The following is a 6,328-nucleotide window of genomic DNA, read 5'->3' as shown; positions in this document are numbered from 1 at the left end:
GGGCTTTCCGGTCGGGGCAATTTTCACGGCGGCAGAGCCGGCATGACCGGAAGTTGATCTCGGTCGGGAAACAGATTCCGGAAACCGATTTATTGGGGATCATCAGGCTTTCCGGGGTCAGCCGGACGCCGATCAGGCTTTCCACATCGCCCAGGACGGCAAACAGGCCTTGCTGCTGTTCAATCGGCCACACTTCCGCGTCGCCGGAGCCGGGATTCATGTGGGCTGTTTTTTCTCCGAGCCGGTAGCGGCGTCTGATAATTTTCCCAAAATGGCCGATACTGCATGCCAGCAAGGCGGCTTTGATTGTATCCATCCAGAAATTTTTCAGATAATTGTCCGGCGGAATTTTGATCTGGTCAACTTCCCGCCCGCAGGTCGCCACGTAAGCGAAGACCCGCGCTGTCTTTCCCAGATTCCGGCTTAAGACCCGGCTTGTAAAGTCAATATTGTCAATCCGGACCGTATCGTTACCGGTTTTTTCCACAAAGCATTCCTTGTACAGCGCCTTTGGCTTGGCGATTTCCCGGACTTCATTTGCCAGGGATTCAAATTCCAGGGCGTCGGCGGTTCCCGCTTCCAGGCGCACGGTTCGGGCGAGGGCCGGTAAATTTAGTTCAAAGGGAATGTCGGCGATAATTTCCATAGTTTCTGATTCTTGTGCTGAAGCGTCTGGCTCAAGAGGCGGCGGATCGCCGGCCCCGGGAGTATCCAAAATGTTACAGGGCTTTGATTGTTGCGCAACACCGGAGGAAGCGCACGGTTACCTCCATATTTGGCCACATTGCTTATACCCGCAGTTACGCGCCCGAGTCAATGTGAAACCTGAATTTTTTCTGATTATGGACACGACCGGTCATCCATGCTACAATAACCCCGTGAAAACCTGTTCTTTATCCGAATCGGAAGCCCGGGCCGCACTCGGCGCTGCCAGGCGGGTTGTGGTTAAAATCGGCAGTCGCGTCCTGGTTCAGGATTCCGGCCGGCCTGAAACCCGGCGGTTCAAGGCGCTGGCCGGCGATATTGCCGCTTTGTGCGGCCGGAAACACGAAGTGGTCGTGGTAACGTCCGGGGCCATCGGGACCGGCATGCAGGCGCTCGGCATGCGCCGGCGGCCGGGCAGTTTGCATGAGCTCCAGATGGCGGCGGCCGTCGGCCAGAGCCGCCTGATGACCCGCTATGACCGGGTTTTTACGGCGGAAAACAAACTTGTCGGCCAGGTTTTACTGACGCATGACGACCTTAAACACCGCGCGCGCCATCTCAACGCCAGAAATACCATTATGGCCATGTTGCGCGCGGGAGTGATCCCGGTTATCAACGAAAACGACGTGGTCGCGGTTGATGAAATCAAATTCGGCGACAACGATCTTCTGGCCGCGCTCGTCGTCCATCTTATCAAAGCCGATTTATTGATTATGCTGACCATGACCGACGGTCTTATCCGGCCGCTGGCCGCCGGCAAATCCGAGCGGATAGGTTATCTTTCTGAAATATCCGGCGATATTCTCAAACTGGCGCGCGGCAAGGGCGGCGAGCTTTCCACCGGCGGCATGGCAAGCAAGCTTGAGTCGGCGCGCCTGGCCATGGAAACGACCGGCTCCCCCGTGGTTATTGCCGACGGACGCGGGCCCGGAATAATCCGGCGCATAATGGCCGGCGAGGACGTCGGGACGCTTATCGTTCCGGCAAAAGCCGGGTTGGCCGCCATCTGCGACCGGAAGCGCTGGATCGCGTTTTTTCACAGGCCGAAAGGCGCGCTTACGATTGATGCCGGCGCCTGTTCCGCCCTGGAAAAAGGCGGCAAGAGCCTTCTGGCCATCGGCGTGAAAAAAGTGGAGGGCGATTTTCCCGCCGGAGCGGTGGTGAATATACTGTCTGCCTCCGGGCGCCTGATCGCCCGCGGCCTGACAACTTATTCCAGCCGCGAAATCCAAGTTGTCAGGGGCCGCCGGACGGATGAAATTGCCGGTCTTTTGGGAAGCAAGAAGGCGGATGAATTAATTCACCGCGACAACCTGGTTTTGATGAATGCGGACGCCTGAACAGTTTTAGTATTAATTCAGGGGAAAAATAATGACGCTTCATGATGAAATGGCGGCAATCGGCAGCCGCGCGGTGGTTGCTTCCCGGAGGCTGGCGCTTCTCGGCTCCGGCAAAAAGAATGCAATTCTTGAATCCATGGCCGAAGCGATAGAGGCGCGGAAGGATGCGATTAAGGAAGCCAATGCCCGCGATCTGGAGGCGGCGAAACAGGCCGGGCTGTCCGCGCCCATGCTTGAGCGCCTCGCATTGACCGATGCCCGGGTCGCGGCCATGGCGCGCGGTCTGCGCGAAATCGCGGCCTTGAAAGACCCGGTCGGCCGGACCATCCGCCGCTGGGAACGGCCGAACGGACTTAGAATCGTGAAGCGCCGTGTTCCGATCGGGGTGATAGCGATCATTTACGAGTCGCGGCCCAGTGTAACCGCCGATGCCGCCGGACTTTGCATTAAAACCGCCAACGCCGTCATCCTGCGCGGCGGAAAGGAAGCGCTCCTTTCCAATCAGGCGATAGTAAACGCGATGACTGCGGCCGGCGGCGGAAAAGGACTGCCCGCGGACGCAATCCAGCTTGTTACGACCACGGATCGGGAAGCCGTGCGGGCGCTGGTCGGTTTAGAGGGTCTGATTGACCTGGTCATGCCGCGCGGCGGCGAACAGCTCATCCGCGCGGTCGTGGAAAACGCGAAGGCGCCGGTCATCAAGCATTACAAGGGTGTCTGCCATATTTACGTGGATGAAAATGCGCATCCGGAAATGGCGTTGAAAATTATTGAAAATGCCAAGTGCCAGCGGCCGTCCGTCTGCAACGCGGTTGAAAAAGTGCTCGTGCATGAAAAAACGGCCGGAACTTTCATACCGCTTATGGCGGAGAAATTGAGCGGCAGGGGCGTGGAATTGCGCGGGGATGAAGCCGCTTGCGCGCTGGCCGGCGCGATAAAACCCGCCGTTGAAACGGACTGGAGCGCCGAATACCTGGACCTGGTGCTGGCCGTGAAAGTGGTGAAATCAGTCCGGGAGGCGATTGAGCATATCAATCATTACGGGTCGCATCATTCCGATGCGATTATTACCGAATCCGCGCGGGCCCGGAAAATGTTCCTGGAGCAGGTGGATTCGGCGGTCGTGTATGTGAACGCCTCCACGCGTTTCACGGACGGCGGCGAATTCGGGATGGGCGCGGAAATAGGCATTTCCACCGACAAACTTCACGCCCGCGGGCCGATGGGGCTGGAAGAATTGACCGCTTATAAATACCAGGTCCTCGGTTCCGGCCAGGTCCGGAAATAAAAAAGACATTGCGGACAAGCGGGCGGCAAAGAGGCGACAATCCGGAATAAATACCTGGCCGCAGGCCGACCGGCCCAGGGAGAAATTATTAAAAACCGGCGAACGCTCGTTAAGCGATTCCGAGCTTCTGGCAATCTTGCTGCGCGCCGGCGTAAAGGGGGTTAGCGCGATTGATCTGGCCAGGAAAACACTTGGCCAATTTGGCGCCTACCGGAATATAAGCCATACCGATATCCGGGACTGGCAGCAGATAAAAAGGCTGGGATCGACAAAAATCGCGCAAATCAAGGCCGCCCTTGAGATAGGAAGGCGGTTTCGCGAGGATGAATCAAGTAAAACCAGGGAAAAAATTTCCTCGGCGGCCGACATTGTAAAGATCATCATGCCGCAACATTGATAAAACTTCCCCGTCCGGGCCTGCCGGGGGCGCTATTCCACCCGGATGGCGCCGGTCAGGCCGTTGATTGAAATTTTCTTGCCTTTTGCTTCTTCGGTCTTGAATTTTCTATCCCGAATGTTGACGATCTTTTGGCCGTCGACCAAATGACCATCATCCAGCAGGCCGCCGTCAGATTTGAAAGTGATATAATCGTTGGTCCCGGAGCTGAAATAAAAGATCACATCCAGGGGAAGCGTGGTCGGCTCATTGGTGCTGATGATGGCCGTGTTGAACTCGTTGGTGGCGTAAAAATAGGATTCCGCATTGTCCCCATTGCAGTAGACAAAAGTAACCTGTTCGCGGTGGGTGATGGCCCATTGCCGGACGAGGGAAAGCGAGGAGTGAACCGAGCGCACCGCTCCGCGCATGCCGGCCCCGCGCCCCATGCCGACGAAGGCCGGGACGGAAATGCCGATGATGATCGCCATCAGCACCATCACCACCAGGAGTTCAACCAGGGTAAAGGCGCGCGCTGCGCGCGGTAAACGCTTGTTAGTCTCTCCATTATTTAACCTTAACATGTCGTTTTTGTTTCCTAAAAAGCTATCGCCTAAATCCGAAATCCGAATATCGAAATCCGAAACAAATTTCAATGTTCAAAATTTCTTAAACCTTTTTGTTTTGCATTTCTGTCATTTGGATTTGTTTCGAATTTCGGATTTCGTGCTTTGAGTGTTCTTCCCTTACTGCGGCTCGCTCCAGGTCTCAATTTCAAAAGGAGCGGCAAGCGTTGCATTGGTCGTATTGGCGAATGAAGCCGCGACCGCCTCCATATCAGCTATCAAATAATTGGTTGCGGAGTAAGCATATATGGTATTGGCAAAAATGTTGGCGTAGACGATGTTTGTAAAATCAATCATGCAATCTCCGTCCGCGTTTTCGTCCAGGCAGATGACGTAGGGCGACCCCCAGGGGTCGGTAAAATTAGTGACGGTATCGGTCTGGTTGGATTGTTGCAGGGAGAGAAAAACCTTTCCGCGCGGGTTTTCGCGCGGATGATGTCCGATTAACGGCTGAATAATCTTGTGGTTATTGGTAAAATAAGTTGTGTCGCCCCCGGCCTGGGTCTGGTTGGGCCACTTGCCGTATTCCATCCGGTAGCCCTTGAGGGCCAGGACAATCGCGTGCGCCTCGGCCAGGGCCTGTTTCTTGCGCGCTTTGTCCTTCATGCCGATGACCACGGGGAAGAGCAGGGTCATCAGGATAACAATCACGCCCATGACGAGCATGAGCTCAACCAGGGTGAACCCGCGGCGGAAAGGCACAGAGGTGCGAAGAGAGGCACAAAGGCACAAAGGCACAAAGGCACATAGTTTCCTAAACATTTTGACCATTATATTCTTCATCCCGACTTTCTGTTTTATGTCTATGTAAAGGATCAAAACAATCAGAACAGGCACAGAACGCTTTGAACATTCTTTATTTCTGCCTTTGTGCCTCTCTTCTCCCCCTCCGACTTTGTGCCTTCTGCCTTTGTGCCTCTCTTTTCCTACTTCCAACTGGCGATGATATTGGTTTCGTCGCGGTTTCCGACCGACCAGACCGCCACGCTGCGGTAAGCGTCGCCTCCGCCAAGCTCGCCGGGCAGGGAGATTTTATTATCGTAATCCTTGTCAAACATAACCTGGTAGGCCTGCCACGTTGACGGATCTTCTTTTGGATTTGACCACGGATCATAGGCGGTCGTCTGGTCCGTGAAATTGGTATAGCTTTCAAACTCGTAAAACACAATTTCCTGCTTGTTCATGTCGGAAATATTTTCGCCGCGCAGCGTTTTAAAAATATCGCCCTTAATATCATTGGGCCCTCCCGGGGCGCCATAGGCGCCCGGCCAGGCGTCCGGCCAGACCTTGTAGGTGTCCAGGTAAGCCCTGAAGGCGGTTTCAAGCTGTTTGACCGTCACGCGCGCCTCGGCTTCCCGGGCCCGCTGTTTTGCGTAATAAAAAGTGGGAATGGTCATGCCGGCCAGGATGGCGATGATGGAAATGACGACCAGAAGCTCAATAAGAGTGAAGCCGCGAAGAAAGGCAGAAGTTTTTCTCATTTTTTATTCCCCCGTTTTGCCGGCTGAATATTTATAATATAGCAACGATAGGCTGGTTAATACAAACAATTTTTCATTTCTACGTCAAAGACAGTATTCCCGCTTTGGAAAGAAAAACAGATAGAGGCATCAGCCGCGCGTCGCGGGTAAGCGGTGCGTCATGGTCAGATAATGTCACCAGTCCGCCCGGCGCCGGATTAAGCTTTCCGAACTCCGAACGAAAACGCGCGATAGCGTCGCCCATCTCCCTGCGCGGCGTCCGGGTGAGCTTGAATTCAAAAGGATGGAGAACGCCGGCCCGGCCTTCAATGAGAAGATCCACCTCCAGTCCGCCTTTGGTGCGGAGATAATAGAGCCGGGGAGAAACTCCCTTTGCAAGCATGACTTTGAACGTTTCCTGAATGTTTCAACATGCCGTGCAACACGGGTTCTATTTCGCGGGGAATGTAATTCTTCATCGACCCAAGTCTAGCAGACGCCGCCGGTTTTGGCAATCCATATTTGCAGTCAGA

General features: G+C 54.9%; 8 protein-coding genes. 3 read left to right on the top strand and 5 right to left on the bottom strand.

What is annotated here, in order from left to right:
• Window positions 1-646, bottom strand: a 646-nt coding sequence (locus tag PHP98_11245; GenBank protein ID MDD5484204.1) for a vitamin B12 dependent methionine synthase, incomplete at its 3' end; no start/stop codon positions are given.
• Window positions 647-818: 172 nt separating this feature from the next.
• Here PHP98_11245 and proB point away from each other — a divergent pair.
• The 3 genes from proB (at window position 819) to PHP98_11230 (ending at window position 3,730) form a co-directional block, all read left to right on the top strand.
• The gene (gene proB, locus PHP98_11240) at window positions 819-2,045 is read left to right on the top strand and encodes a glutamate 5-kinase (protein ID MDD5484203.1); all 1,227 of its coding nucleotides are present in this window, start codon (window positions 819-821) and stop codon (window positions 2,043-2,045) included.
• A gap of 31 nt (window positions 2,046-2,076) precedes the next feature.
• Window positions 2,077-3,333, top strand: a complete 1,257-nt coding sequence (locus tag PHP98_11235; protein ID MDD5484202.1) for a glutamate-5-semialdehyde dehydrogenase — start codon at window positions 2,077-2,079, stop codon at window positions 3,331-3,333.
• A gap of 136 nt (window positions 3,334-3,469) precedes the next feature.
• Window positions 3,470-3,730: a hypothetical protein gene (locus PHP98_11230; GenBank protein ID MDD5484201.1), complete on the top strand. Its 261-nt coding sequence runs from the start codon at window positions 3,470-3,472 to the stop codon at window positions 3,728-3,730.
• A 32-nt stretch (window positions 3,731-3,762) separates the two neighbouring features.
• On the opposite strand, the gene PHP98_11225 is transcribed toward PHP98_11230, so the two are convergent.
• The 4 genes from PHP98_11225 to PHP98_11210 form a co-directional block, all read right to left on the bottom strand.
• Entirely contained in the window at window positions 3,763-4,293 is a 531-nt protein-coding gene (locus PHP98_11225; protein MDD5484200.1) for a prepilin-type N-terminal cleavage/methylation domain-containing protein, read from the bottom strand.
• Between the two features lie 162 nt (window positions 4,294-4,455).
• The gene (locus PHP98_11220) at window positions 4,456-5,106 is read right to left on the bottom strand and encodes a prepilin-type N-terminal cleavage/methylation domain-containing protein (protein ID MDD5484199.1); all 651 of its coding nucleotides are present in this window, start codon (window positions 5,104-5,106) and stop codon (window positions 4,456-4,458) included.
• 155 nt (window positions 5,107-5,261) lie between these two features.
• Window positions 5,262-5,816, bottom strand: coding sequence for a type II secretion system protein (locus tag PHP98_11215; protein ID MDD5484198.1), 555 nt, complete (start codon window positions 5,814-5,816; stop codon window positions 5,262-5,264).
• Window positions 5,817-5,895: 79 nt separating this feature from the next.
• The gene (locus PHP98_11210) at window positions 5,896-6,198 is read right to left on the bottom strand and encodes a hypothetical protein (protein ID MDD5484197.1); all 303 of its coding nucleotides are present in this window, start codon (window positions 6,196-6,198) and stop codon (window positions 5,896-5,898) included.
• Window positions 6,199-6,328: the final 130 nt, after the last annotated feature.

It is taken from the genome of Kiritimatiellia bacterium (assembly GCA_028715905.1).
Lineage (GTDB): Bacteria > Verrucomicrobiota > Kiritimatiellia > JAAZAB01 > JAAZAB01 > JAQUQV01.
Note: the sequence above shows the minus strand (reverse complement) of the source record. Positions and strands in the feature narration are given on the sequence as shown.